19 protein-coding genes are annotated in these 22,604 nt (G+C 72.5%); 6 read left to right on the top strand and 13 right to left on the bottom strand.

All coding sequences use genetic code 11. The features are described 5' to 3' along the window. Positions 1–84 precede the first annotated feature (84 nt). Genes ACFYW3_RS02915 through ACFYW3_RS02895 form a run of 5 tightly spaced genes read right to left on the bottom strand, consistent with a single transcriptional unit; the run spans position 85 to position 5,302 of the window. Positions 85–957, bottom strand: coding sequence for a glycosyltransferase family 2 protein (locus tag ACFYW3_RS02915; protein ID WP_389385616.1), 873 nt, complete (start codon positions 955–957; stop codon positions 85–87). 8 nt (positions 958–965) lie between these two features. Then, complete coding sequence (locus ACFYW3_RS02910) at positions 966–1,745, bottom strand: CDP-alcohol phosphatidyltransferase family protein (protein WP_267800279.1); 780 nt, start codon at positions 1,743–1,745, stop codon at positions 966–968. Then, positions 1,723–2,784, bottom strand: coding sequence for an iron-containing alcohol dehydrogenase family protein (locus ACFYW3_RS02905; RefSeq protein ID WP_053677248.1), 1,062 nt, complete (start codon positions 2,782–2,784; stop codon positions 1,723–1,725). Before ACFYW3_RS02905 ends, ACFYW3_RS02910 begins: the two co-directional genes overlap by 23 nt. Then, positions 2,772–3,524, bottom strand: coding sequence for a sugar phosphate nucleotidyltransferase (locus ACFYW3_RS02900; protein WP_053677250.1), 753 nt, complete (start codon positions 3,522–3,524; stop codon positions 2,772–2,774). The genes ACFYW3_RS02905 and ACFYW3_RS02900 overlap by 13 nt, the downstream gene beginning before the upstream one ends. Further along, on the bottom strand, positions 3,521–5,302 hold the full coding sequence (locus ACFYW3_RS02895; RefSeq protein WP_351751463.1) for a DUF5941 domain-containing protein: 1,782 nt from the start codon (positions 5,300–5,302) through the stop codon (positions 3,521–3,523). Before ACFYW3_RS02895 ends, ACFYW3_RS02900 begins: the two co-directional genes overlap by 4 nt. Before the next feature lie 517 nt (positions 5,303–5,819). Between ACFYW3_RS02895 and ACFYW3_RS02890 the strand changes: the two genes are divergently transcribed. Together ACFYW3_RS02890 and idi are read left to right on the top strand one after the other, a co-directional pair. Next, entirely contained in the window at positions 5,820–7,046 is a 1,227-nt protein-coding gene (locus tag ACFYW3_RS02890) for a GNAT family N-acetyltransferase (protein ID WP_389385615.1), read from the top strand. A gap of 163 nt (positions 7,047–7,209) precedes the next feature. Then, the gene (gene idi, locus ACFYW3_RS02885; protein ID WP_351751346.1) at positions 7,210–7,809 is read left to right on the top strand and encodes an isopentenyl-diphosphate Delta-isomerase; all 600 of its coding nucleotides are present in this window, start codon (positions 7,210–7,212) and stop codon (positions 7,807–7,809) included. A 39-nt stretch (positions 7,810–7,848) separates the two neighbouring features. Here the strand turns inward: idi and ACFYW3_RS02880 are convergent, their stop codons facing one another. Beyond that, complete coding sequence (locus ACFYW3_RS02880; RefSeq protein WP_389385336.1) at positions 7,849–8,397, bottom strand: ATP-binding protein; 549 nt, start codon at positions 8,395–8,397, stop codon at positions 7,849–7,851. A 288-nt stretch (positions 8,398–8,685) separates the two neighbouring features. On the opposite strand from ACFYW3_RS02880, the gene ACFYW3_RS02875 reads away from it, so the two are divergent. Continuing rightward, positions 8,686–9,435 (top strand): enoyl-CoA hydratase-related protein, encoded by a 750-nt coding sequence (locus ACFYW3_RS02875; RefSeq protein WP_351751349.1) that lies wholly within the window; start codon positions 8,686–8,688, stop codon positions 9,433–9,435. Here the strand turns inward: ACFYW3_RS02875 and ACFYW3_RS02870 are convergent. Together ACFYW3_RS02870 and ACFYW3_RS02865 are read right to left on the bottom strand one after the other, a co-directional pair. Further along, the gene (locus ACFYW3_RS02870; protein WP_351751351.1) at positions 9,410–10,048 is read right to left on the bottom strand and encodes a DJ-1/PfpI family protein; all 639 of its coding nucleotides are present in this window, start codon (positions 10,046–10,048) and stop codon (positions 9,410–9,412) included. The two genes, ACFYW3_RS02875 and ACFYW3_RS02870, sit on opposite strands and share 26 nt — an antisense overlap. A gap of 161 nt (positions 10,049–10,209) precedes the next feature. Further along, complete coding sequence (locus ACFYW3_RS02865) at positions 10,210–11,175, bottom strand: GlxA family transcriptional regulator (protein ID WP_351751353.1); 966 nt, start codon at positions 11,173–11,175, stop codon at positions 10,210–10,212. A 208-nt stretch (positions 11,176–11,383) separates the two neighbouring features. On the opposite strand from ACFYW3_RS02865, the gene ACFYW3_RS02860 reads away from it, so the two are divergent. Together ACFYW3_RS02860 and ACFYW3_RS02855 are read left to right on the top strand one after the other, a co-directional pair. Continuing rightward, positions 11,384–12,646, top strand: a complete 1,263-nt coding sequence (locus ACFYW3_RS02860) for an ArsB/NhaD family transporter (protein WP_351751466.1) — start codon at positions 11,384–11,386, stop codon at positions 12,644–12,646. Positions 12,647–12,703: 57 nt separating this feature from the next. Continuing rightward, on the top strand, positions 12,704–14,341 hold the full coding sequence (locus ACFYW3_RS02855; RefSeq protein ID WP_389385335.1) for an ABC-F family ATP-binding cassette domain-containing protein: 1,638 nt from the start codon (positions 12,704–12,706) through the stop codon (positions 14,339–14,341). Between the two features lie 66 nt (positions 14,342–14,407). Here ACFYW3_RS02855 and ACFYW3_RS02850 read toward each other — a convergent pair whose 3' ends face one another. The 5 genes from ACFYW3_RS02850 to ACFYW3_RS02830 form a co-directional block, all read right to left on the bottom strand. Beyond that, on the bottom strand, positions 14,408–15,190 hold the full coding sequence (locus ACFYW3_RS02850) for an SDR family NAD(P)-dependent oxidoreductase (RefSeq protein ID WP_389385334.1): 783 nt from the start codon (positions 15,188–15,190) through the stop codon (positions 14,408–14,410). A gap of 56 nt (positions 15,191–15,246) precedes the next feature. Then, a complete protein-coding gene (locus tag ACFYW3_RS02845; RefSeq protein WP_389385333.1) occupies positions 15,247–16,431 on the bottom strand; it encodes an MAB_1171c family putative transporter in 1,185 nt (394 codons plus the stop codon). Beyond that, positions 16,421–16,924: a hypothetical protein gene (locus ACFYW3_RS02840; RefSeq protein WP_351751360.1), complete on the bottom strand. Its 504-nt coding sequence runs from the start codon at positions 16,922–16,924 to the stop codon at positions 16,421–16,423. The genes ACFYW3_RS02845 and ACFYW3_RS02840 overlap by 11 nt, the downstream gene beginning before the upstream one ends. A gap of 245 nt (positions 16,925–17,169) precedes the next feature. Then, positions 17,170–19,653, bottom strand: a complete 2,484-nt coding sequence (locus ACFYW3_RS02835) for a Tex family protein (protein ID WP_389385614.1) — start codon at positions 19,651–19,653, stop codon at positions 17,170–17,172. 118 nt (positions 19,654–19,771) lie between these two features. Beyond that, positions 19,772–20,635: a hypothetical protein gene (locus ACFYW3_RS02830; protein WP_389385332.1), complete on the bottom strand. Its 864-nt coding sequence runs from the start codon at positions 20,633–20,635 to the stop codon at positions 19,772–19,774. 381 nt (positions 20,636–21,016) lie between these two features. Between ACFYW3_RS02830 and ACFYW3_RS02825 the strand changes: the two genes are divergently transcribed. Beyond that, the gene (locus tag ACFYW3_RS02825) at positions 21,017–22,522 is read left to right on the top strand and encodes a M1 family metallopeptidase (RefSeq protein WP_389385331.1); all 1,506 of its coding nucleotides are present in this window, start codon (positions 21,017–21,019) and stop codon (positions 22,520–22,522) included. Positions 22,523–22,604: the final 82 nt, after the last annotated feature.

Below are 22,604 nucleotides of genomic sequence, written 5' to 3'. Positions count from 1 at the left end.
CGTCTTCAAGATGCGGCAGAAGGGGGGATCGGACCCGGAGTACGGGGCCCTTGATCAGGCCCCATGCTTCCAGACGCGAGCTTGTCAGATGACAGGTGGTCGGCCGAGCCGGGTCAGCCGCCAGACCGTACGCCACTTCATGGGGCGTCTGGGACCACACGGGGTGGTCCAACCCTCCTTGAACCCGCCGAACCAGGCCTTGAGGGCCGGTCCCGACGGCTTGCGCAGGAGCGTCAGGGCCATCCAGACGCCCAGGTAGAGCGGTACCAGGAGGGCGGGCAGGTTCCGGCGGGCCAGCCACACCCGGTTACGAGCCACCATACGGTGGTAGACCGCGTGCCGGGACGGGGCCGTCGTCGGGTGCAGCAGCACCATGTCCGCGCGGTAGTCGATCCGCCACCCGGCGTCGAGTGCCCGCCAGGCGAGGTCGGTCTCCTCGTGGGCGTAGAAGAACTCCCCCGGCAGCCCTCCGACCTGCTCGAACACCCGCGTGCGGACGGCGTTGGCGCCGCCCAGGAAGGTGGTCACGCGGGAGGAACGCATGGGGTCGGAGGCGCGCAGCCGCGGCACGTGGCGCCGCTGGGTCTCGCCGGTGTCCGGATCGGCGATCCGGAAACTGACGATCCCGAGCGAGGGGTCCTCGGCGAAGGCCTGCCGGCACAGTTCGGCGGTGTCGGTGCGCTCCAGCAGCCCGTCGTCGTCCAGGAAGAGCAGGGCGTCCACGTCGGTGCCACCGGGGCCGAAGGCCTCGATGCCGACGTTGCGGCCGCCGGGGATGCCCAGGTTCTCGGGCAGGTCGACCGTACGGACCCCCTCGGGCAGGCCGGTGACCTTGACGCCCTGGCCGACGACGACGACCTCGACGGGGGCGCCGTCCTGGCGCGCCACCGAGTCGAGGAGCGCCTTCAGCTCGTCGGGACGGTTGCCCATGGTGATGATCACGGCGCCCAGCCGCATCGGCGTCGTCACTTGAGCCTGCTGGAGGCCAGGACCGACACCAGGTGCAGCAGGGTCTGCAGCAGGGCGATGCCGGCCAGCACGGCGACGCCGAGCCGGGTGTAGAACAGGTCCCCGCGGACCTGGTCGACGACGGCCAGCAGCAGGATGAGCAGCGAGGCCTCGATGCCCAGGATCAGCCGGTGGAACTTGAGCGCGGCGGCGGCCCGGCGCGCGAGCGCCATGCCGGACGAGCGCGGTTCCGACGCCTCTTCCTTGACGGGCGCCTTGCCGACCTGGTGCCGGGCGACACCGACCAGGTCGGTCTCGGCCTTGATCAGGATCGCGCCGAGCGCCGCCAGGGTGCCCAGGAAGGCCCACAGCCAGTCGATCCGCCCGCTGCCCCACAGGTCCGAGGCGCGCAGGCCGAAGCCGACCAGCACCGCGGCGTCGCACAGGTAGGCGCCGACCCGGTCCAGGTACACCCCGGAGAGCGAGAACTGCTTCTTCCAGCGGGCCACCTCGCCGTCGACGCAGTCGAGCAGCAGGTAGAGCTGGACCATGATCACGCCGAGGACGGCGCCCCAGATGCCCGGGATCAGCAGGGCCGGGGCCGCGAGGACTCCGGCCACGGTCATCACGTAGGTCAGCTGGTTCGGCGTGACCTTGGTGGAGACCAGGACGCGGGTGATGCGCAAGGAGATCTCGCGCATGTAGAGGCGTCCGCCCCAGTGCTCGCCGCTGCGTCGGTCCTTGACGCCCGGCGGGTGAACGACGGGCCGGAGTTCAGCTACGGATGGTCTGGACATAGTCGGCGTAAGCGTCCCTGATCTCGGCTGCGGACAGGTTGAGGTGCTCCAGGATGGTGAAGCGTCCCGGTCGGGTCTGGGGGGCGTACTCGACGGCCGCGACGAACTCGTCCACGCTGAACCCGATCTCCTCGGGCAGCACGGGCAGCTCGTGGCGGCGCAGCACCTCGACGAAGAGCGCGGAGTGCTCCTTGGCTCCCCGCAGGTGCATGGCGAAGGCCGCCCCGATGCCGACCTGCTCGCCGTGGAGCGCGGAACGCCCCGGGTAGAGCAGGTCGAAGGCGTGGCTGATCTCGTGGCAGGCGCCGGACGACGGGCGGGTGTCCCCGCTGATCGACATGGCGATGCCGGAGAGCACGAGTGCCTCCGAGAGCACGGTCAGGAACTCGTCGTCGCCCACCGTGCCGGGGTGGCGCAGCACGGACTCGCCGGCGGTGCGGGCCATGGCGGCGGCCAGGCCGTCGACGGGCTCGCCGTTGAGGCGGTGCGAGAGCTCCCAGTCGGCGACGGCCGAGATGTTGGAGATCGCGTCGCCGATGCCCGCGCGGACGAAGCGGGCCGGGGCGTCCTTGATCACGTCGAGGTCGATGACCATCGCGATCGGCATGGGGACGCCGTAGGAACCGCGGCCGTTGTCGTTGTCCAGGATGGACACCGGCGAGCAGATGCCGTCGTGGGAGAGGTTGGTGGCGACGGCCACCATGGGCAGCCCGACCCGCGCCGCGGCGTACTTCGCCACGTCGATGATCTTGCCGCCGCCCAGTCCGACGACCGCGTCGTAGCGGCGGCCCTTTATGTCGTCGGCGAGCTTGACCGCCGAGTCGATGGTGCCGTCGACGACCGGGTACCAGTCGGCGTGCGGCAGGACCGGCTCCAGCTTGGCGCGCAGTACCTGGCCGGATCCCCCGCTGATCGCGATCGCGAGCTTGCCGGACGCGGAGACGCGCTGGTCGGCCAGCAGGCCGGCCAGGTCGTCCATCGCGCCGCAGCTGATGTCGACGACGACGGGCGAGGGGATCAGCCGCGTCAGTACTGGCATGCGATGGTCCGGCCCTTGGCGAGGTCGTCGTGGTTGTCGATCTCGACCCACTTGACGTCACCGATGGGGGCCACGTCGATGGTGAAACCGTCGTTGACGAGCTGCTGGTAGCCGTCCTCGTAGTAGAGGTCGGGGTCGCGCTCGAAGGTGGTCTGGAGCGCCCGCGCCAGTTCCTCGGCGGCTTCCGGCTCGATCAGGGTGACGCCGATGTACTCGCCGGTCGCCTCCGACGGCTCCATCAGCTTGGTGATCCTGCGCACGCCCTGGCCGTCGGCGGTGATGACCTTCATCTCCTCGTCGGCCAACTGCTTGACCGTGTCGAGGGCGAGGATGATCTTCTGGCCCTGGCCGCGGGCGGCCAGCAGGGTCTTCTCGACGGAGACCGGGTGGACGGTGTCGCCGTTGGCGAGGATCACGCCGCGCTTGAGGACGTCACGCGCGCACCACAGGGAGTAGGCGTTGTTCCACTCCTCGGCCTTGTCGTTGTCGATCAGCGTGATCTTGACGCCGTACTTGGCCTCCAGGGCCTCGCGGCGCTCGTACACGGCTTCCTTGCGGTAGCCGACGACGATCGCGACCTCGGTCAGTCCGACCTCGGCGAAGTTGCCGAGGGTGAGGTCGAGGACGGTCAGGCTCTCCTCGTCCCCCTCGGGACCGACGGGCACGAGGGCCTTGGGCAGGGTGTCGGTGTAGGGACGCAGGCGGCGTCCGGCACCGGCAGCGAGTACAAGGCCGATCATGCTGGTTCTCCTTCGTCATGTACGGCGGGTGCTCCGGAGGAGACCCAGAACCGGATGCTCTCCGAGAGCACCACGAGTGCCACGAACACGGCCGTGACCGTGAGCGCGACGGGGAAGTCCGCGGGGCGCTCGGCCAGGACGGCGGCCAGTGCCGCGGTGAGCAGCACCCGGCCCTCGTGCCCGCCGATCGTCCGCACCAGCCAGTGCGGGGGCGCCCCGGTGCCACCGCGGATGCGGTAGACCGTGTCGTAGTGATGGTAGGCGACCGCCGCGACCAGTCCGAATGCCGCCGGGAGGGCTCCGGGGACGTCCGCCTTGGCCGCGAGGATGAGGACGGTGGTGTACTCGGCGGCCCGGAAGACGGGCGGGACGAGCCAGTCGAGGGCGCCCTTGAGGGGGCGGGCGACGGCGGCGCCGGCGAGGACCGCGTAGAAGACGGCGGCGATGACGACCTGGCGGGCACCGAACTCGTACGCCCAGGCCGCCCACAGCAGCGCGACCGAGCCGACGAGGGCGGCGGCGATGCCGGCGCCGGGCGCCATCCGGCCGACGATCCGGCCGGTGAGGGTCGCGATCGGCCCCGAGTCGGCGAGGTCGGCCAGGGCCTGGGCGGCGCGGTCGGTGCGCTTCGCCTTGCGGGTCAGCGAGCGCAGTACGCGGCCCGCGGTGGTGTACAGCGCGCCGAAGGCGCAGCCGATGAGCAGGGCGTAGAAGACGATCCGGGGGGTGGTGACGGCGGTCAGCACGGCGATCATCGCCCACCGCTCGCCGATCGGCAGGATGATCATTCGGCGGACCCAGACCGTCCAGCCGACGCTGTCGAGCCGGTCGGAGAGGGCGGCGGTGGGGCTCGTGTTCGCCGTGGCGTCGTGGTTCGCCTCGTTGAAGGAGAAGTCGACGATGTGCCGGCAGGTCATGAGGATCATCGCGCCGAGGGCCAGGGCCCAGACGTCGTCGCCGTTCCGGGCCGCGCCGAGCGCGAGGCCCGCGTAGAAGGAGTACTCCTTCGCTCGGTCGAAGGTCGCGTCGAGCCAGGCGCCCAGCGTCGAGTACTGGAGGGAGTAGCGGGCGAGCTGCCCGTCGGCGCAGTCCAGCACGAAGGAGAGGAGGAGCAGCACACCGGCCGCGACGTAGCCCCAGCGGTCGCCGGTGGCCGCGCAGCCGGCCGCGACGAGCGCGGTGAGCAGCGAGGCGGTGGTGACCTGGTTGGGGGTCAGGCCGCGGCGCGCGCACCAGCGGGCGACGTAGCGCGAGTACGGGCTGATGAAGAAGGTGGTGAAGAACCCGTCGCGGGACTTCACGGCGGTCCGCAGTCGCACGGCCTCGTCGTCCACGGCGGCGACGGCGGCGACGGCGCTCTCGCGCTCGGGCCCGGCGGCGGGGACGACGGCGACCAGGGTGCCGAGCTCGGGCCGCTGCACGGGGATCCCGGCCGCCTCGACCGCGGCGGCGAGCCGGTCGGGGTAGGGGCCGGCGCCGTCCTCGGGGAGGGCCGCGGCCAGGTCCAGGGCGGCGCGGGCGGCGGCCTGGACGGCGAAGGCGCCGGTCACGGCGCAGGCGTCGAAGCGCGGGTCCGTGAGCGCGAGCCGCAGGGCGTGCACGTGGCCGACGAACGCGCTGTCGACGACGGCCACCCGCTGCTCGGTCGGTACGTCGGCCAGTGCGGTGGCGGCGTCCTCGGGCCTGGTGACGGAGCGGACGTCGAAGCCCAGCGTGCGCAGCTCCTCGGCGAGCGGCGATCCGGGGACCGGCAGGCCGGTGAGGATGACGGTCGGCAGTCGAACCCACTCCTTGCAGCGAACACGGGACGGCCGCCGCGTGGGGCGGCGGCACGTCGGCAGAGGCTATCGGATGAATGGAAGCGGGGGTTCATCACCCGTTTGCGCTCCGACAAGCCGAATGTTCCCGGGCTGGGAGGCCCTGTGGCGATCATCATCGACGAGAACGTTCGGGGATCACAAACCGCGTGGCTGTTAGCCTTCTCGCAGACGTGTACGACTCACGCGCACACGTCCCGAACCGGAACCGGACGAGAAAGAGGTGGGTTGATGACCGTCGCAGAGGTCGCCGCCAAGGGCAGCGACGCACTCCGACACATCCCCGTCTTCCTCCGGGCGTCCGGCCAGGCCTGATCACCCCGATCGGCCCGTCGGCCGGAGCCCCCGCTTCCGAGGGTTCACGTTGACCGACCACACCGGTTCCATTCCTTCCGACTCCTCTTCCACACCCGACGTCGGCGACCCCGATTTCGGCGACCCCGATTTCCGTGAGGCCTTCCTCACGCTCCACCGCGGTCTGCCCCGGCAGTCCCCCGGTTCCGACGCGACCACCCGGCGTCTGCTGTCCCTGTGCGGGCCGCTGCCCGAACGCCCCCGGGTCCTGGACCTGGGCTGCGGTCCGGGCCGCAGCGCCCTGCTGCTCGCCGCCGAGGCGGGCGCCGAGGTGACCGCGGTCGATCTCCACGAGGGCTTCCTCGACGAACTCCGCGAGGCGGCCGAGGCCCGCGGGCTCGGCGACCGGGTCCGCGCCGTCAACGCGGACATGGGGGCGCTGACCTGCGAGGACGGCTCCTTCGACCTCGTCTGGGCCGAGGGTTCGGCCTATATCGTCGGCTTCGACCGCGCGCTCGCGTCGTGGAAGCGGCTGCTCGCGCCCGGCGGCGCCCTCGTGGTGACCGAGTGCGAGTGGACCGTCGATGAGCCGTCCCCGGGGGCACGCGCCTTCTGGGACCCCCAGTACCCGCTGCGCTCCACCGCCCGCAACCTCGCGGCCGTCCAGGTCGCCGGGTATCGGGTGTCGGGCGTCCACCACCAGCCCGACTCCGACTGGGTCGAGTACTACGGTCCGCTCGGCGAGCGGGTGCGCGCCTGCGAGGACCCGACCGAGGATCCGACCGCCGGCGCCCCGGCCCGTGCCGCGATCGCCGCCGTGCGCGAGGAGCTCGACGTACGGGAACGGCACGGGCAGGAGTACGGGTACACGGGCTACGTCCTGCGCCCGGTGACCGCCGGGGACGGTGGTGCCTGGCCGGCCCGCCCGGAGACCGCCGCCGATGTCGCGGGGGTGCGCGAAGTCAACCTGGCGGCGTTCGAGACCCCCTTGGAGGCGGATCTGGTGGACGCCCTCCGCGCGGACTCCTCCTGGCTGCCGGGGCTGTCGTACGTGGCCGGGCGCCCCGACGGGTCGGTGGCGGCGCACGCCCTGCTGACCCGCTGCGAGGTGTCCGGCACGCCGGCGCTCGCGCTCGCTCCCGTGGCGGCCGACCCCGCGCTCCAACGCTCGGGCGCGGGCAGCGCGGTCGTACGGGCGCTCCTCTCGGACGCCCGGGCACGCGGGGAGTCGCTGGTGCTCGTCCTCGGGCATCCGGCGTACTACGCGCGCTTCGGATTCGTGCCGGCGTCCCGGTTCGGGATCCGGGCTCCCTTCGAGGTGCCCGACGAGGCGATGATGGCGCTCGTACTGGACGACACCGTGCCGATCCCCGCGGGCACGATCGCCTATCCGGCGCCGTTCGGCGTCTGACGCGGCGGCCCGGCCCGGTGCGGCCGGCGCCTGAGTGATCGCCCCCCGTCGCCCGCTGGTCCTAGCATGCGACGGGGGGTGGACATGCGCTGATGTCCGAAGTGGGGACAAGCCGCTTTTGTACGGCAGACTTGAGGGCCGAAGTCCGAAGCGAAGGATGGGTATGCCGACCACACCAGCCACCGCCGCGAACAGCGCGTCCACCGGCACCGGGATTCAAGAAGCGATCATGCTCGAACTGGTCGACGAGTCCGGCAACACCATCGGCACGGCGGAGAAGCTCTCCGCCCACCAGGCCCCCGGTCTGTTGCACCGCGCGTTCTCGGTGTTCCTCTTCGACGAGCAGGGTCGGCTGCTGCTGCAGCAGCGGGCCCTGGGGAAGTACCACTCCCCCGGCGTCTGGTCGAACACCTGCTGCGGTCACCCCTACCCCGGGGAGTCGCCGTTCGCGGCCGCCGCCCGGCGCACCCACGAGGAGCTGGGGCTGTCGCCCTCGCTGCTCGCCGAGGCGGGAACGGTGCGCTACAACCACCCCGACCCCGCGTCGGGTCTGGTGGAGCAGGAGTACAACCACCTGTTCGTGGGACTCGCCCAGGCCGCGCTGCGGCCCGATCCGGAAGAGGTCGGGGAGACGGCGTTCGTCACCGCCGACGAGCTGGTGAAGCGGCATGCCGAGGTGCCGTTCTCGGCGTGGTTCATGACCGTGCTCGACGCGGCCCGGCCCGCGATCCGCGAGCTGACCGGGGACGCCGCGGGCTGGTAGCCCGTGCGCCGGCGTACGGGCGCCTGCCGCGCACGTGGGTCACACGTGCGGGGTGGGGGTCGACGGCCCGGCGGGGACGGTCAGCGGCAGCGCCGCCCAGATCACCTTGCCGCCCGTCGTGGTGTGCTCGACGTCGCAGACCCCGCCGGCCTCCAGCGTGATCTCCCGGACGAGCAGCAGGCCCCGTCCGCCGGTCTGGCCGAAATCGGCCTCGAGGGCCTTGGGGCGGTACGGGTGGTTGTCCTCGACGGCCACCCGTACCCATGCGCGGCCCACCGCGACCTCGACCGCGACCTCGGGTGAGAGCAGGGCCGCGTGCCGGACGGAGTTCGTCACCAGTTCGGAGACGATCAGCAGCAGGGAGTAGACCAGGTCCTGATGGGCCGGCACTCCCTGCCGGCCGAGCAGGTCACGGACCGCCCGGCGAGCCTGAGGAACGGATTCTTCTACCGCGGGAGCGGTGAATCGCCACACTCCCTCGTACGCGAGGGGGTCGGCCGGAGCCTCCGGCTCACCCCCCTCCGCCGGCGGGGTGTTCCCGCTGTCGTCCATCTTCCGACCCCCGTCTTCGCGCTCGATCGTCTCCACGCGTCAAGAGTGGGCACCGGCCTGGTCCGGACCGCGTCGCTGACCATAAGTCAGCGCCAATCGGGCGCTTTCTGACCGATGACGTATGACGGAGTCAGTTGTGCGACCTTTCCTGATCTCCCGATGCGCTCTTCTCGGACGTCTCGCCCGCCCCGCCCGCCGCACCCGGCCCCGCCGACGTCCCGCCGCACCCGGCCCCGCCGACGTCCCGTCCCGCCTGACCAGGCCGGGCGGCCGGGACCGACTCCGCCGATCATCGGATCGACGGTCCGGGATAGCATCCGGCGCATGGACGCAGCCCTCCTTCACAGCGTGGCCGGCGGGGTCGCCACCGTCGTCGTCTCCCATCCCGCGAAGCGCAACGCCATGACGGCCGACATGTGGCGGGCCCTGCCGGGCCTGTTGTCCGGCCTGGCGGCCGACCCGGCCGTACGGGTCCTCGTGCTGACCGGGGCCGGGCCGACCTTCTGCGCGGGCGCCGACATCTCCTCGCTGACGGGGTCCGACGATCCGCAGGCGCTGGCCGTCGCCGCCGAGGAGGCGCTGGCCGCCTTCCCCAAGCCCACGCTCGCCGCCATCCGGGGCTTCTGCGTGGGCGGCGGCAGCCAACTGGCGGCCGCGTGCGACCTGCGGTTCGCCGAGGAGGGCTCCTCGTACGGGGTGACCCCGGCGAAGCTGGGCATCGTCTACCCGGCTTCCTCGACACGGAGGTTGGCCGCTCTCGTGGGGCCCGCCACGGCCAAGTACCTGCTCTTCTCGGCCGAGTTGATCGACGCCGATCGGGCGCTGCGCACCGGCTTCCTCGACGAGCTGCTGCCGGCCGGTGAACTGGACAAGAGGGTCGCCGAGTTCACCAGGATCCTGGTGTCGCGCTCCTCGCTCACCCAGGGCGCCGCGAAGGAGTTCGCGAACGGCCGCGAGGACCGGGACGCCCACTGGTCGGCGCAGGCGGCCGGCAGCGGGGACACCGCGGAGGGTGTGGCCGCGTTCCTGGAACGTCGGGCCCCCGTCTTCACCTGGACGCCTCCGACGCGTTGAGTCCGCGCAGCATCGCGACGATCTCGGCCGGGGCCTTCTCGGGGGACCCGGCGTCGTAGGGCGGCTGCGGATCGTACTCGGTCATCAGTTGCACCATCTGCGCGAACTCGTCGCCCGCGATCCGGCCGAGCAGCGTGAGTCCCATGTCGATGCCGGAGGACACCCCGGCGGCCGTCACGTACTTGCCGTCGAAGACGACCCGCTCCCCGGTCGGTTCGGCGCCGAACGCCGGCAGTCGGTCCAGGTACAGCCAGTGGCCGGCGGCCCGCCGCCCGTCGAGCAGGCCGGCGGCCGCCAGCAGGAGCGAGCCCGTGCACACGGAGGTGGTCCACGTGGTGCCGGCGTCGACCGCGCGCAGCCAGTCGAGCACGGCGGGGTTGCCCATCTGCTTCTCGGGGTGCGGGCCGCCGGGCACGAGGACGATGTCCGGGCGGGTCACCTCGCCCAGCGACTTGTCGGCGACCAGCGCGAGGCTCCCGTTGTCGGTGCGCACGGGCCCCGGACGCTCGGAGACGAAGACGGTCTCGGCGCCTTGGAGGCGACCGAGGGTGTCGAAGGGCCCGATGGCGTCGAGGGCGGTGAACCCGTCGTAGAGCAGTACGGCGATCTGCATGGCTCCTCCTGAGCGGTGATCGTCCGGGTGCGGAATCCCGCACCCGCCAAACTCTTGGTCACGCCGGGCCGCGTGGTCACGCCATTGCCGCGTGGTCACCCCGACGGCGCATGGTCACGCCCGTGCCGCCCGTGCCTCGTGGTCACGCCATTGCCGCGTGGTCACGCCGGGGCTCCGCCGAAGCGGCGGCGGTACTCGGCCGGGGACTGGCCCAGGGTCTTCACGAAGGCTCTGCGCAGCGCCTCCGGCGTGCCGTACCCGCAGGCCCGCGAGATCTGCGCCACGCCCTCCGCGCCCTCCTCCAGCAAACGCCGCGCGTGCTCCACCCGCACCCGCTCGACGTACCGTCCGGGCGTCACCCCGGTCTCGGCCCGGAAGGCCCGTGCGAAGTGCCGCGGCGAGAGGGCCGCCCGGGCCGCGAGCGCCTCCACGCCGAGGTCCTCGCCCGGATGCTCGGCGATCCACTGCTGCACGTCCCGCAGCGGCTCCCGTCGCGCGGTCTGCGCCGCGAGTTGGGCGCTGAACTGGGCCTGGTTGCCGGGGCGGCGCAGGAACACCACCAGGTGGCGGGCGATCACGAGCGCCGTGTCCCGCCCGTGGTCCTCCTCGACCAGCGCGAGCGCGAGGTCGATCCCGGCCGTGACCCCGGCCGAGGTGGTGACCCGCCCGTCCCGCACGTAGATGGGGTCCGGCTCGACCGTGACGGCCGGATGGTCCCGGGCCATCTGTTCGCACACCATCCAGTGCGTGGTCGCGCGGCGCCCGTCGAGCAGACCCGCCTCGGCCAGCAGCAGTCCCCCCGTGCACACCGACACCAGGCGCCCCGCGTGACCCCCGTACACGCGCAGCCACTCGGTGATGCGTGGTTCGAAGTCACCCGTGTACCGCCCTCCGGGCACCAGCAGCGTGGTGTCCCCGTCGGGCCGGGCACTCTCCAGGTCCCCGTCCGGAACGAGCGTGAGGCCGCTGCTCGTGCGGACCGCCGCCCCGCCCGGGGAGACGGTACGGATGGCGTACCCGCGGCGGCCCGGGAAGCGGGCGACGGCGGCGAACACCTCCACGGGACCGGTCACGTCCAGGCTCTGCACGCCGTCGTAGAGGACGACCAGCACGTTTCGCGACGACATGGCTCCATGGTGTGACCCGGGGAGTGATGGCCGCAATGACGGGCATCCCACCTATCCGGACACCGCCGGCGATGATGCGATCCTGTCCGGGTTGTCATGGCCGGCCCGCGCCGACTCGCCCCGCCCGTCCGAACCGTCCGAACCGTCCGAAGCACCATCCCGCCCAAACCGTCCCGCCCCAAGCGCCCGAACCGCCCGGAGCAGTCTCCTGAACACCGTCCTCGCCGAATCCCTCTCGATCGCGCTGCTGCTCGCCGTGCTGGCCTTCGCCGTGGTCCGCCCCCGCGGACTGCCCGAGGCCACGGCCGCCGTGCCTGCGGCCGGCCTGCTGATCGCCCTCGGGGTGGTGTCGCCGGCCGACGCGTGGACCCAGGTCCGGGAACTGTTGCCCGTGGTCGGATTCCTCGCCGTGATCCTGGCCCTCGCGCAGTTGTGCGCCGACGAGGGGCTCTTCCGGGCCGCCGGGGCGGCCGTGGCCCGCAGGTCGGCCGGGCGCGGGCCGGTGACCCTGCTGGGCGGGGTCTTCGTCATCGCCTCCGTGGTCACGGCCTCACTGAGCCTGGACGCGACGGTGGTACTGCTGACCCCCGTGGTGCTGGCGACGGCGGCCCGGCTCGGCGCACGGCCCCGGCCCCACGTCTTCGCCACCGCGCACCTCGCGAACACCGCCTCCCTGCTGCTGCCCGTGTCGAACCTGACCAATCTGCTCGCCTTCGCGGCGAGCGGGCTCAGCTTCACCCGGTTCGCCGCGCTGATGACCCTGCCGTGGCTGGTGGCCATCGGCGTGGAGTACGCGGTGTTCCGGCGCTACTTCCGCGCCGACCTGAGCGCCCCGCCGGAGCACGTGCCGGAGGCTGCCGAGGAGGCGCCGATGCCCCGCTTCGCCCTGGTGGTGCTCGCGCTGACCCTGGCCGGCTTCGCCGTGGCCTCGTTCGCGGGGGCGAGCCCGGTCTGGGCGGCGCTGGCCGGCACGCTGGTCCTGGCCGTACGGGCGCTGTGGCGCCGGGAGACCACCCCGCGGCGGGTCGTGGTCTCCGCGGCGCCCGCGTTCTGCCTGTTCGTCCTCGCGCTGGGGGTGGTGGTCGTGGGGGTGGTGGACCACGGGCTCGGCGACGGCCTGGCCGCGGTGCTGCCGGCCGGCGACTCCCTGCCGGCGCTGCTCGCGGTCGCGGCCGTGGCCGCGGTGCTGGCGAACCTGATCAACAACCTGCCCGCGGTCCTGGCCCTGCTCCCGCTGGCGGCGCCGGGCGGGGCGGGCCCGGTGCTGGCGGTCCTGATCGGCGTCAACATCGGCCCGAACCTGACCTACGCGGGCTCGCTGGCGACCCTGCTGTGGCGGCGCCTGCTGCACGTGCACGGGGATCGGGTGGCCCTGGGCGACTTCACCCGCCTGGGCCTGCTGACCACCCCGACGGCGATCGTGGCGGCGGTCACCGCACTGTGGGCGGGCCTGCGGGTCCTGGGTACCTGACCCGGCGGGCCACCAAGCGGCCGGCCGGGGTACGGGCGCCGATAGGATCGGCAGATCATGACTGCAACCCTCGTCGCCAAGAAGCTCACCGCCGCGCACGGTGAGCGCACGCTGTTCGCCGATCTCGACCTCGTCGTCGCCCCCGGGGACGTCATCGGCCTCGTCGGCGTCAACGGCGCCGGAAAGTCCACCCTGCTGCGCCTGCTCGCCGGTCTGGACACCCCCGAGACGGGCGAGCTGCGGCTGTCGCCGCCCGCCGCCGCCGTGGGGCACCTCCCGCAGGAGCCCGAGCGTCGCGAGGGCGAGTCGATCCGGGAGTTCCTCGCCCGCCGTACCGGTGTCGCCGACGCGCAGACCGAGCTGGACGCGGCCACGCAGGGGCTCGTGGACAGCACGCCCGGCGCGGACGACGCGTACGCGGAGGCCCTCGACCGGTGGCTGAACCTCGGCGGCGCCGACCTGGACGAGCGGGCCCAGGAGGTCGCCGACGACCTGGGGCTCGCCGTCGGCCTGGACCTTCCGATGACGGCGTTGTCCGGCGGGCAGGCGGCCCGCGCCGGTCTGGCGTCCCTGCTCCTGTCCCGCTACGACCTGTTCCTGCTGGACGAGCCCACCAACGACCTGGACCTCGACGGCCTGGAGCGGCTGGAGCGGTTCGTGAAGGGCCTGCGCGCGGGCACCGTCGTCATCAGCCACGACCGCGAGTTCCTCACCCGCACCGTCACCAAGGTGCTGGAGCTCGACCTGGCGCAGCAGCAGGTCAACCTGTACGGCGGCGGCTACGACGCGTACCTGGAGGAGCGCGAGCGGGCCCGCAGCCACGCCCGCGAGGAGTTCGACGAGTACGCCGACAAGCGCTCCGCGCTGGAGGGCCGGGCCGCGATGCAGCGCGGCTGGATGGACAAGGGCGTCAAGAACGCCCGCCGCAAGGCCACGGACAACGACAAGATCGGCAAGAAGTTCCGCAGCGAGGCCAGCGAGAAGCAGGCCTCCAAGGCCCGCCAGACGCAGCGCGCGATCGAGCGGCTGGAGGTGGTGGACGAGCCCCGCAAGGAGTGGGAACTGCGGATGGAGATCGCCGCGGCGCCGCGCTCCGGCTCGGTGGTCGCCACCCTGCGCGAGGCGAGCGTCCGGCGGGGGGACTTCGCCTTCGGCCCGGCGCACCTGCAGATCGACTGGGCGGACCGGGTCGCGATCACGGGGGCGAACGGCGCCGGGAAGTCCACCCTGCTCGCCCTGCTCCTGGGCCGGCTCACCCCCGACTCCGGTTCGGCCACGCTCGGTTCGGGCGTCCTGGTCGGCGAGGTCGATCAGGCCCGCGGACTGTTCCTGGGCGACGAGCCGCTGTTGGAGGCCTTCTGCGCGGCGGTCCCGGAGACCGAGCCCGCCGAAGTCCGCACCCTGCTCGCCAAGTTCGGGCTGAAGGCGGTGCACGTGCTGCGTCCGGCCGCCACCCTCTCCCCCGGTGAGCGGACCCGGGCGGCCCTGGCGCTGCTCCAGGGCCGCGGGGTGAACCTGCTGGTGCTCGACGAGCCCACCAACCACCTCGACCTCGCCGCCATCGAGCAGTTGGAGGCCGCGTTGGAGTCGTACGAGGGGACGCTGCTGCTGGTCACCCACGACCGGCGGATGCTGGAGGCGGTCCAGGTGACCCGCCGCCTGGAGGTCGCGGACGGCAAGGTCACCGAGCTGTAGTGCGCCGGGCCGGCCCGCCGGCGGGGCCGGGCGCCCGAACGCGGCCCGGATCCCCGTTCGCGGGCCTCAGCGCGCGGCGCCCTGCCCGGGGGCGCGCCGTTCGCGGGCCATCTTCCGCGCGACGAACCCGCGCGGGAGGTGGCGTACGGCGAGGGCGTACGCCTGGTAGCGGCGGCCCGTGATGCTGAGCGGCCGGCGGCGGGCCAGGTCCCTCAGGGCCTTGGCGACCACCGCGTCCGGCTCCAGCCACACGGCCTCGCGCAGGGCGCTGACGTCCATCCCGGCGCGCTGTTGGAACTCGGTGCGGGTGAAGCCCGGGACCACCGCCAGCACCCGGACCCCGTACGGCTCCATGTCGACGCGCAGGGACTCGCTGAACGCGGTGACCCAGGCCTTGGCCGCCCCGTACGTCCCGGTCGGCAACAGTCCGGCGACGGAGGAGACGTTGAGCACCGCGCCCCGGCGGCGCTCGCGCAGCCCGGGCAGGAGGGCGTGGGTGAGGCGCAGCGGAACCTTGACGAGGAGGTCCAGCATCCGCTCCTCGTCCGCGATCGGGCTGTACGGGAAGGGTGCGGGCAGCCCGAAGCCGGCGTTGTTGACCAGGATGTCGACGGGGTGGTCCCGGTCCGCGAGGCGGTCCTCGACCGTCGCGCGTTCCTCCGCGTCGAGCAGGTCGGCGGGCAGCACCTCGCAGGTCACGCCGAACTCCCGGCCGAGTTCCGCGGCGACGGCGTCGAGCCTGCCCTTGTCGCGGGCCACGAGCACCAGGTCGCAGCCCTTGGCGGCGAATCCGCGCGCGAAGGCCGCGCCGAGGCCGGCGTTGGCCCCGGTGATCAGAACGGTGGTCAAGAGAGCGTCACTTCCGTGTCGTCGAACGGTCGGTCGGTGGGGCGGGTCGGGCCGGGTCAGGGGGTGAAGCCGGTGGTCGACGGTGAGGCGTAGGCCTCCGCGACGTCCACGAGGAAGCGGGCCTCCTCCTCCAGGTCGCCGTCCTCGGCGGAGGTCTGGATCGCGGGCGGCAGTTCCAGCACCGCCGTGTCCCCCGGTTGCCGGCCGGGCAGTCCCGCGAGTTTGGTCTGTCGTGCTTCCTTGAGTACGCACGCCAACGCGGCCGCGGTGCGCCGCTGTTCGGGGATCCCGCTCCCGGCCACGTGGTCGCGGGCGAGCTCCGGTATGCCCGGGGCCACGTACTCCCCCAGGATCAGGATGGCGTCGCGCGTCTCGATGACCTTCCGGTACACGAGCAGGTGGCGCGGCATGGGCGGCCACAGCAGTTCCATGACCCGCCCGGCCCGCGAGGCGGAGAGCACCACGTGCGGCACGGCCTGGACCAGGTCCCGCCACAGGGGCCACAGTCGCCACGCGGTGGCGATGTCGGTGGTGGTGCGGCGCAGCACGAAGAGGGTGGGCACCAGGATCGCGGCGGCGCGCAGCAGTCCGTGCAGGTTCATCATGAGCGGCAGGGCGGGCATGGCCCAGGTGTTGGCGAACAGGGCCTTGAGGAGGTACGCGAACCAGAACAGGCCTGCCAGTGCGGTACCCAGGCCGAACAGGCGCAGCCCCAGGGCGAGTCCTCGGCTCTCGGTCCGGCGGCTGTAGCGCCGGCAGACGTACACGCAGACGGTGTTGGCCACGAGGTGGGCGGAGATCAGCACCAGCCAGTAGGCGAGGGACGGTACTGGATCCCCGACCGGCGGCATGGCGTGGGTGCCGTGTCCGGGCGCGGCGACGTCGAGTGCGACCAGGGTGGTGAGCCAGGCCGACGTGCCGATCCAGGCGGCGAGTTGGAGCCTGCGGCCGCGGGTGGCGGCGGCCACGAAGTAGAGCACGGCGCCCGCGGAGAGGACGCCGATGAGGTTGCGCACCAGGCCGATGGTGTGGGCGTAGCCGGTATCGCGGCTCGTCGCGTAGGTGACGACCGCGGGGAGGTTCAGGGTCATCGCCGCGGCGGCGGTGGCGACGGCGAGCCACAGGCCGCGCTGTTGCGGGGAGCGCAGGGCGCCGGGGGCCCGCAGCAGGACGGCCAGCCACAGGATCACCACGCTGGGGACGGCGAGCCAGTCGCCGATGGCGGTCAGTTCAGCCGCCATCGCGCACGCCCCGTTCGTAGCCCATGGCGGACTCCAGCCGGGCGAGGGCGCCGCGGTGGGCCGTGTCGGGCCGCGGGCCGGGGCCGACGGCGCGCATGCGGATCATGCTCGCGAGCATCTCGGCCTCCCGCTCCTGGCGGGTGGTGTAGTTGGTGCGGCCCAGGACCACGGGGGCGTGCCCGTCGCTCTCCTCGCCTTCCAGCGAGTGGTGTCCGAAGAGGATGTGCCCCAGTTCGTGGAGCACGATGTGCTCGCGGTGCAGAGGGGTGGTCTGGGCCTCGTAGAAGACGTAGTCGACGCGGGCGGTGCCCACCCACAGTCCGCAGACCCCGGACTCGGCGGCTTCCTTGGGCAGCGGGTGCAGTCGGATCGGGCGGCCGCGCTGCTCCTCCATCCGGGCGCACAGGCTGTCGAGTGAAAAAGGATGCGTCAGGTCCAGATGGCCGAGAATGTTCTCGCACCGTTTGCGCAGGCTGAGATTCCGATAGGGCATGTCTTCCCTCTTCGGATCCTTTCTCGGGCAGCGTTCATAGGTGTGCGTGGGCATGGGCATTACATCCTGTGCCTTGGGACGGCCCCGAGGAGTTCGGCCCCTGAGGGGAGAAGCGGAAGCCCGTCCGCGCGTCACGAACGGGCGTTCCACCATCCCTACAGATCACTTGAGGTGCTTGGCAAGGTATGTCCCCGTGTGGAGAACCTATTCGGCCATCCTCGGCGTGATCTCACGCACTGCCCCCGTCAGCGGCCCCGGCGCTCCTCCTTGCCGGTGAGGCCGGCCCGACGCAGGGCGTCGGCCATCGCGCTGTTGGCGGGCGCCGGGGCACCGGATCCCTGACCGCCGCCCTGGCGCTGACCGCCCCGGCCTTGGCCCTGGCCGCCGCCTTGGCGCTGACCACCCTGGCCCGCCTGACCGCTCTGACCACCCTGGCCCCTTCGGCCCTGGCCGCCCTGGCCGCCCTGCGGGGCCGCGCCCCGCTGCTGCGGGGGCCGGCCGCCGCCCCGGCGCTCCTCGCGTTCCCGGGGCGCCCCGGCGGAACGGTCCGCCCCTGCCTCGTCCTCCAGTCGCAGCGTCAGCGAGATCCGCTTGCGCGGGATGTCCACGTCCATGACCTTCACGCGGACGATGTCGCCCGGCTTCACCACGTCCCGCGGGTCCTTGACGAAGGTCTTCGACAGGGCGGAGACGTGCGCCAACCCGTCCTGGTGGACGCCGATGTCGATGAACGCCCCGAAGGCGGCCACGTTGGTGACGACGCCCTCCAGGATCATCCCGGGTGCCAGGTCGCCGATCTTCTCGACGCCCTCCTTGAAGGTCGCCGTCTTGAAGGCGGGCCGGGGGTCGCGACCGGGCTTCTCCAGCTCGCGCAGGATGTCCGTGACGGTCGGCAGGCCGAAGGTCTCGGTGACGAACTGCTCGGGCCGCAGAGACCGCAGGACCGCGCCGTTGCCGATGAGGGACGCCACCTCGCCGCCCGCCGTCCGGCCCATCGCCCGGACCACCGGGTACGCCTCGGGGTGCACGCTGGAGGAGTCCAGCGGGTCGTCCCCGCCGCGGATCCGCAGGAAGCCCGCGCACTGCTCGTAGGCCTTCGGGCCCAGCCGGGCCACGTCCTTGAGGCCCTTGCGGTTGCGGAAGGGCCCGTTGGCGTCGCGGTGGGCCACGATGTTCTCGGCGAGGCCGCCGCTGATGCCCGAGACGCGTGAGAGCAGCGGCGCGGAGGCGGTGTTGACGTCGACGCCGACGCCGTTCACGCAGTCCTCGACCACCGCGTCGAGGGACCGGGAGAGCTTCATCTCGGACAGGTCGTGCTGGTACTGGCCGACGCCGATCGACTTCGGGTCGATCTTGACGAGTTCGGCCAGCGGGTCCTGGAGGCGGCGGGCGATGGAGACCGCGCCGCGCAACGACACGTCCATGTCCGGGAGTTCCTGCGAGGCGAACGCGGAGGCGGAGTACACGGACGCGCCGGCCTCCGACACCATCACCTTGGTCAGACCCAGCTCGGGGTGGCGGGTGATGAGGTCGCCGGCCAGCTTGTCGGTCTCGCGGGAGGCGGTGCCGTTGCCGATGGCGATCAGGTCGACCGCGTGCTCCTCGGCCAGCCGGGCCAGCTTCGCCAGCGACTCGTCCCACTTGTTGGCGGGGACGTGCGGGTGGATCACGTCGGTGGCCACGACCTTGCCGGTCGCGTCCACGACGGCCACCTTGACGCCGGTGCGGAAGCCCGGGTCCAGGCCGAGCGTCGCGCGGGTGCCGGCAGGCGCGGCGAGCAGCAGGTCGCGCAGGTTGGCCGCGAAGACCCGTACGGCCTCGTCCTCGGCGGCGGCCCGAAGGCGCGTCCGCAGGTCGATGCCCAGGTGCACCTGGATCTTCGTGCGCCAGGCCCAGCGGACGGTGTCGGCGAGCCACTTGTCGCCCGGGCGGCCCCGGTCGTTCACGCCGAAGCGGCGCGCGACCATGCCCTCGTACGTGGAGGGGCCGGGCGTGTCGCTCGGCTCCTCCGGCTCCAGGTCGAGGCTGAGGACGTCCTCCTTCTCGCCGCGGAGCATGGCCAGGACCCGGTGCGAGGGCAGCGCGGTGAGAGGCTCGGCGAAGTCGAAGTAGTCGGCGAACTTGGAGCCCGCCTCCTCCTTGCCCTCTCGGACCCTCGAGGCGAGCCGGCCGCGCCCCCACATGCGTTCGCGCAGCTCGCCGATGAGGTCGGCGTCCTCGGCGAACGTCTCGGTGAGGATGGCGCGGGCGCCCTCCAGGGCGGCGGCCGGGTCGGCGACGCCCTTGTCGGCGTCCACGAACGCGGCGGCGGCGACGGCCGGTTCGACGGAGGGGTCGGCCAGCAGCCCCTCGGCGAGCGGAGCCAGGCCGGCCTCGCGGGCGATCTGCGCCTTGGTGCGCCGCTTGGGCTTGAAGGGCAGGTAGATGTCCTCCAGCCGGGCCTTGGTGTCGGCCGCGTTGATCCGGGCCTCCAGCTCGGCGTCGAGCTTGCCCTGTTCCCGCACGGATTCGAGGATGGCCGCGCGGCGGTCCTCCAGCTCGCGCAGGTACCGCAGTCGCTCCTCCAGGGTGCGCAACTGGGCGTCGTCGAGCATCTCGGTCGCCTCCTTGCGGTAGCGAGCGATGAACGGCACGGTGGAGCCGCCGTCGAGCAGCTCGACGGCGGCCTTGACCTGCCGCTCCCGTACGCCGAGCTCCTCGGCGATCCTGCCTTCGATGGACATCGTCACGGTGCGGTCCTGCCTGCCTTCGTACGTCTGCATGGGATGCGTGGAAGGCTGCCAATTGTGGCAGGTGCCGGTGACGGACGCCGGGAGCCGCCTCCCGCGCCGGTCGCCGCCTCTCCTCTCAGGCCTTGCCGATGAGGTCCGGGGGGAAGGCGCCGGCCGCGAAGGCCTTCGCGGCGAGGGCTCCGCCGAGCTCGCCCAGGCGGGCCAGGCCGCTCGCGCCGAGGTGTTCGTACGGGGCGGCGTCGAGTCGGTCGGTGTCGGCCTCCAGTGCCTCCCGTACGGCCTTGCCGTGTGCGGTGAGTTCGTTGTCCGCGTCGAGGATGTCGCGGGCCCGCAGCCGGTCGGCCGCCGCCTCCAGGTCGGCGGGTTCCCAGCCGCGCGTGGCCCTGAGCCATTTCGGGGTCATGCCGCGGCCGGTCGCGGTGTGGCTGATCAGGGCCTCGACGGGGTCGAGGCCGGCGAGCAGCAGGGCGGCGAGGTGGCCGTCGCCGCGGTGTTCGCGCAGCAGGGTCGCCGCGTGCCACAGGCGCAGGTGCGGCTCCTCGGGGACGGGGAGGTCCGCGTGGGCGGAGTACAGGACGCGCGCGTGTCGGGTACAGCCCTCGGCGGCGTACAGGGCGAGGTCGGCGGTCTCCGCGAGTTCCGCGGACTCGATGGTCTCGGTGCCGAGGAGGCGGCGCAGGGTGGAGTCGGCGGCGCGGAGCCGGGCGGCGAGGGCCTGCTCGGGGGTGAGGGTGTCCCAGACGGCGGGCAGGTGCCGGGCGACGAGGTCGTGCCGGTAGTTGTAGAAGGTCGCGGTCACGCTGCCGGCGCCGACGGCGCCCATGGCGGCCGACCGGGAGGCGAGGTTGACGGCGACGCGGTCGGTGACCCCGAGGGCGGCGAACTCCTTCGCGAGGTCCGGGGAGAAGTAGATGAGGGCGTGCAGCGGATTGACCACCGCATGCCAGCAGTGTCGGGCGGCGCGTGGGGGAAGAGTCATACCCGGCAGGTTACCGACTGCTTAGTATGGTGGAAAGCGGTCGGTGGCGAGCCCGGTGTCGAATCCCTCCCACCCGCCTCACCCTGATCCCCCGCCCCGTGGCACCCCGACCCTTTCCGGACTTTCTCGCACGGGGGCCGGCGGGGCCGCGTGCCGCCGGGCGCGCGCCGCCCCGGCGGGGTGGCCGCGCCGAGCTGGGGCGGTCGCCGCCGGGCGGGCCGGGCCCGACACGCCGGAGGCCGCACTCGACGACCTGTGACGGCCGAATGGCGATCATGTGACAGCAGAGGCCATGGACATGACGTGGGGCACCGCGCGTGAATACGGTCGAACGACGAGACCCCTGAACGGAACTGTCTCCCCTACCCCTTGGAGCTCTTCGTGCATCGGAAAGTCATCGCCCCGAGCGTGCTCGCCGCGTCCCTCCTGCTGGTGATCCCGGCGTCCGCGGCGAGTTCCGTCCCGGGCGCCGCGGGTATCGGCGACACCTACTACCCGGCGAGCGGCAACGGCGGGTACGACATCTCGCACTACGACCTGCGCCTTCAGTACCAGCCGAAGACGGACCTCCTGGAGGGCACCGCCACCCTCCTGGCGACGGCCCGCCAGGACCTGTCCCGCTTCAACCTCGACTTCGGCCTCAAGGTGAGCGAGATCCGGGTCAACGGGGTGAAGGCGAAGTTCGCCACCTCCGGCACCCAGGAGCTGGAAGTGACGCCGGCGCAGCCGCTCCAGCGGAACAAGCCGGCCAGCGTCGTCGTCAAGTACGCCGGAAAGCCCTCGGAGTTCAAGGTCGACGGCTGGTCGGCATGGCAGCGCACCCCGGACGGCGGCGTGGCGGCGCAGGAGCCCGACTCGGCGATCTGGTGGTTCCCGAGCAACGACCACCCGCTCGACAAGGCCACCTTCGACGTGTCCGTCAACGTCCCGGACGGCACCCAGGCCATCAGCAACGGCGTGCTCCAGTCGCAGACGTCGAAGCTCGGCTGGACCCGCTACAACTGGCGCTCGAACAAGCCGCAGGCCACCTACCTCGCCACGCTCGCCATCGGCAAGTTCGACATCACCACCGACAAGACGTCGAGCGGCCTGCCGATCCTGAACGCGTACAGCAAGGACCTCGGCGACAACGACGGCGCGGCGCGCGCCAGCGTGGAGCGGACCGGCGAGGTCGCGGAGTGGCTGGAGGGGGTCTTCGGCCCGTACCCCTTCAACGCGCTGGGCGGCTACGTCCCGAACGTGCCCAGCTCGTTCGCGCTGGAGACCCAGACCCGGCCGTTCTACAGCCCGAGGCAGTTCGCCAACGGCTCGAACGTCTCCGTGGTCGTCCACGAGCTGGCGCACCAGTGGTACGGCGACAGCGTGTCCGTGGACAACTGGAAGGACATCTGGGTCAACGAGGGCTTCGCCCGGTACAGCCAGTGGCTGTGGTCGGAGAAGGAGGGCGAGGGCACGGCGCAGGAGCTGGCCGAGTGGACGTACGCCTCCCGCGCCGCCGAGGACCCGTTCTGGCAGGTCAAGCCGGGTGACCCGGGTGCGGAGAACCAGTTCCACGGCGCCGTCTACGACCGTGGCGCGATCGCCATCCAGGCGCTGCGCAACGAGATCGGCGACGAGAAGTTCTTCCAGATCCTCAAGGGGTGGCCGACCGAGCGCGCCTACGGCAACGCGAAGGTCGGGGACTTCGTCCGCTACGCGGAGAAGATCTCCAAGAAGCCCCTCGCCCAGCTCTTCGAGACCTGGCTGTACACCCCCGGCAAGCCGGCCTTCGCGCCGCCGGCCGCCGCCTCCCCGTCGGCCCGCTCGCTCAGGGCGCCGGCCGCCGAGCCGGTGGAGCCCAAGTCCTGGAAGAAGATCGCCGCGACGAACTCGATCCACGACCACTGATCACCATCCGCTGATCGCGGGATCGGGCCCGGCTGTCCCCGGGTCCTGCTCGACCGAGCCCCCGGTCCGGCCCGACCGGCCC

The organism is Streptomyces sp. NPDC002602 (assembly GCF_042889445.1).
Taxonomy (GTDB): Bacteria; Actinomycetota; Actinomycetes; order Streptomycetales; family Streptomycetaceae; genus Streptomyces.
The sequence above is the reverse complement of the archived record's forward strand: the minus strand, read 5'-3'. Positions and strand labels throughout refer to the sequence as shown.

Bases quoted from the DNA above. Each gene is read 5' to 3' on its own strand.
- ACFYW3_RS02865 (WP_351751353.1), bottom strand. From the start codon at position 11,175: ATGTCGTCGCGAAACGTGCTGGTCGTCCTCTACGACGGCGTGCAGAGC.
- ACFYW3_RS02900 (WP_053677250.1), bottom strand. From the start codon at position 3,524: ATGATCGGCCTTGTACTCGCTGCCGGTGCCGGACGCCGCCTGCGTCCC.
- ACFYW3_RS02910 (WP_267800279.1), bottom strand. From the start codon at position 1,745: ATGTCCAGACCATCCGTAGCTGAACTCCGGCCCGTCGTTCACCCGCCG.
- ACFYW3_RS02875 (WP_351751349.1), top strand. From the start codon at position 8,686: ATGGACGCAGCCCTCCTTCACAGCGTGGCCGGCGGGGTCGCCACCGTC.
- ACFYW3_RS02840 (WP_351751360.1), bottom strand. From the start codon at position 16,924: ATGCCCTATCGGAATCTCAGCCTGCGCAAACGGTGCGAGAACATTCTC.
- ACFYW3_RS02905 (WP_053677248.1), bottom strand. From the start codon at position 2,784: ATGCCAGTACTGACGCGGCTGATCCCCTCGCCCGTCGTCGTCGACATC.
- ACFYW3_RS02855 (WP_389385335.1), top strand. From the start codon at position 12,704: ATGACTGCAACCCTCGTCGCCAAGAAGCTCACCGCCGCGCACGGTGAG.
- ACFYW3_RS02845 (WP_389385333.1), bottom strand. From the start codon at position 16,431: ATGGCGGCTGAACTGACCGCCATCGGCGACTGGCTCGCCGTCCCCAGC.
- ACFYW3_RS02870 (WP_351751351.1), bottom strand. From the start codon at position 10,048: ATGCAGATCGCCGTACTGCTCTACGACGGGTTCACCGCCCTCGACGCC.
- idi (WP_351751346.1), top strand. From the start codon at position 7,210: ATGCCGACCACACCAGCCACCGCCGCGAACAGCGCGTCCACCGGCACC.
- ACFYW3_RS02915 (WP_389385616.1), bottom strand. From the start codon at position 957: ATGCGGCTGGGCGCCGTGATCATCACCATGGGCAACCGTCCCGACGAG.
- ACFYW3_RS02830 (WP_389385332.1), bottom strand. From the start codon at position 20,635: ATGACTCTTCCCCCACGCGCCGCCCGACACTGCTGGCATGCGGTGGTC.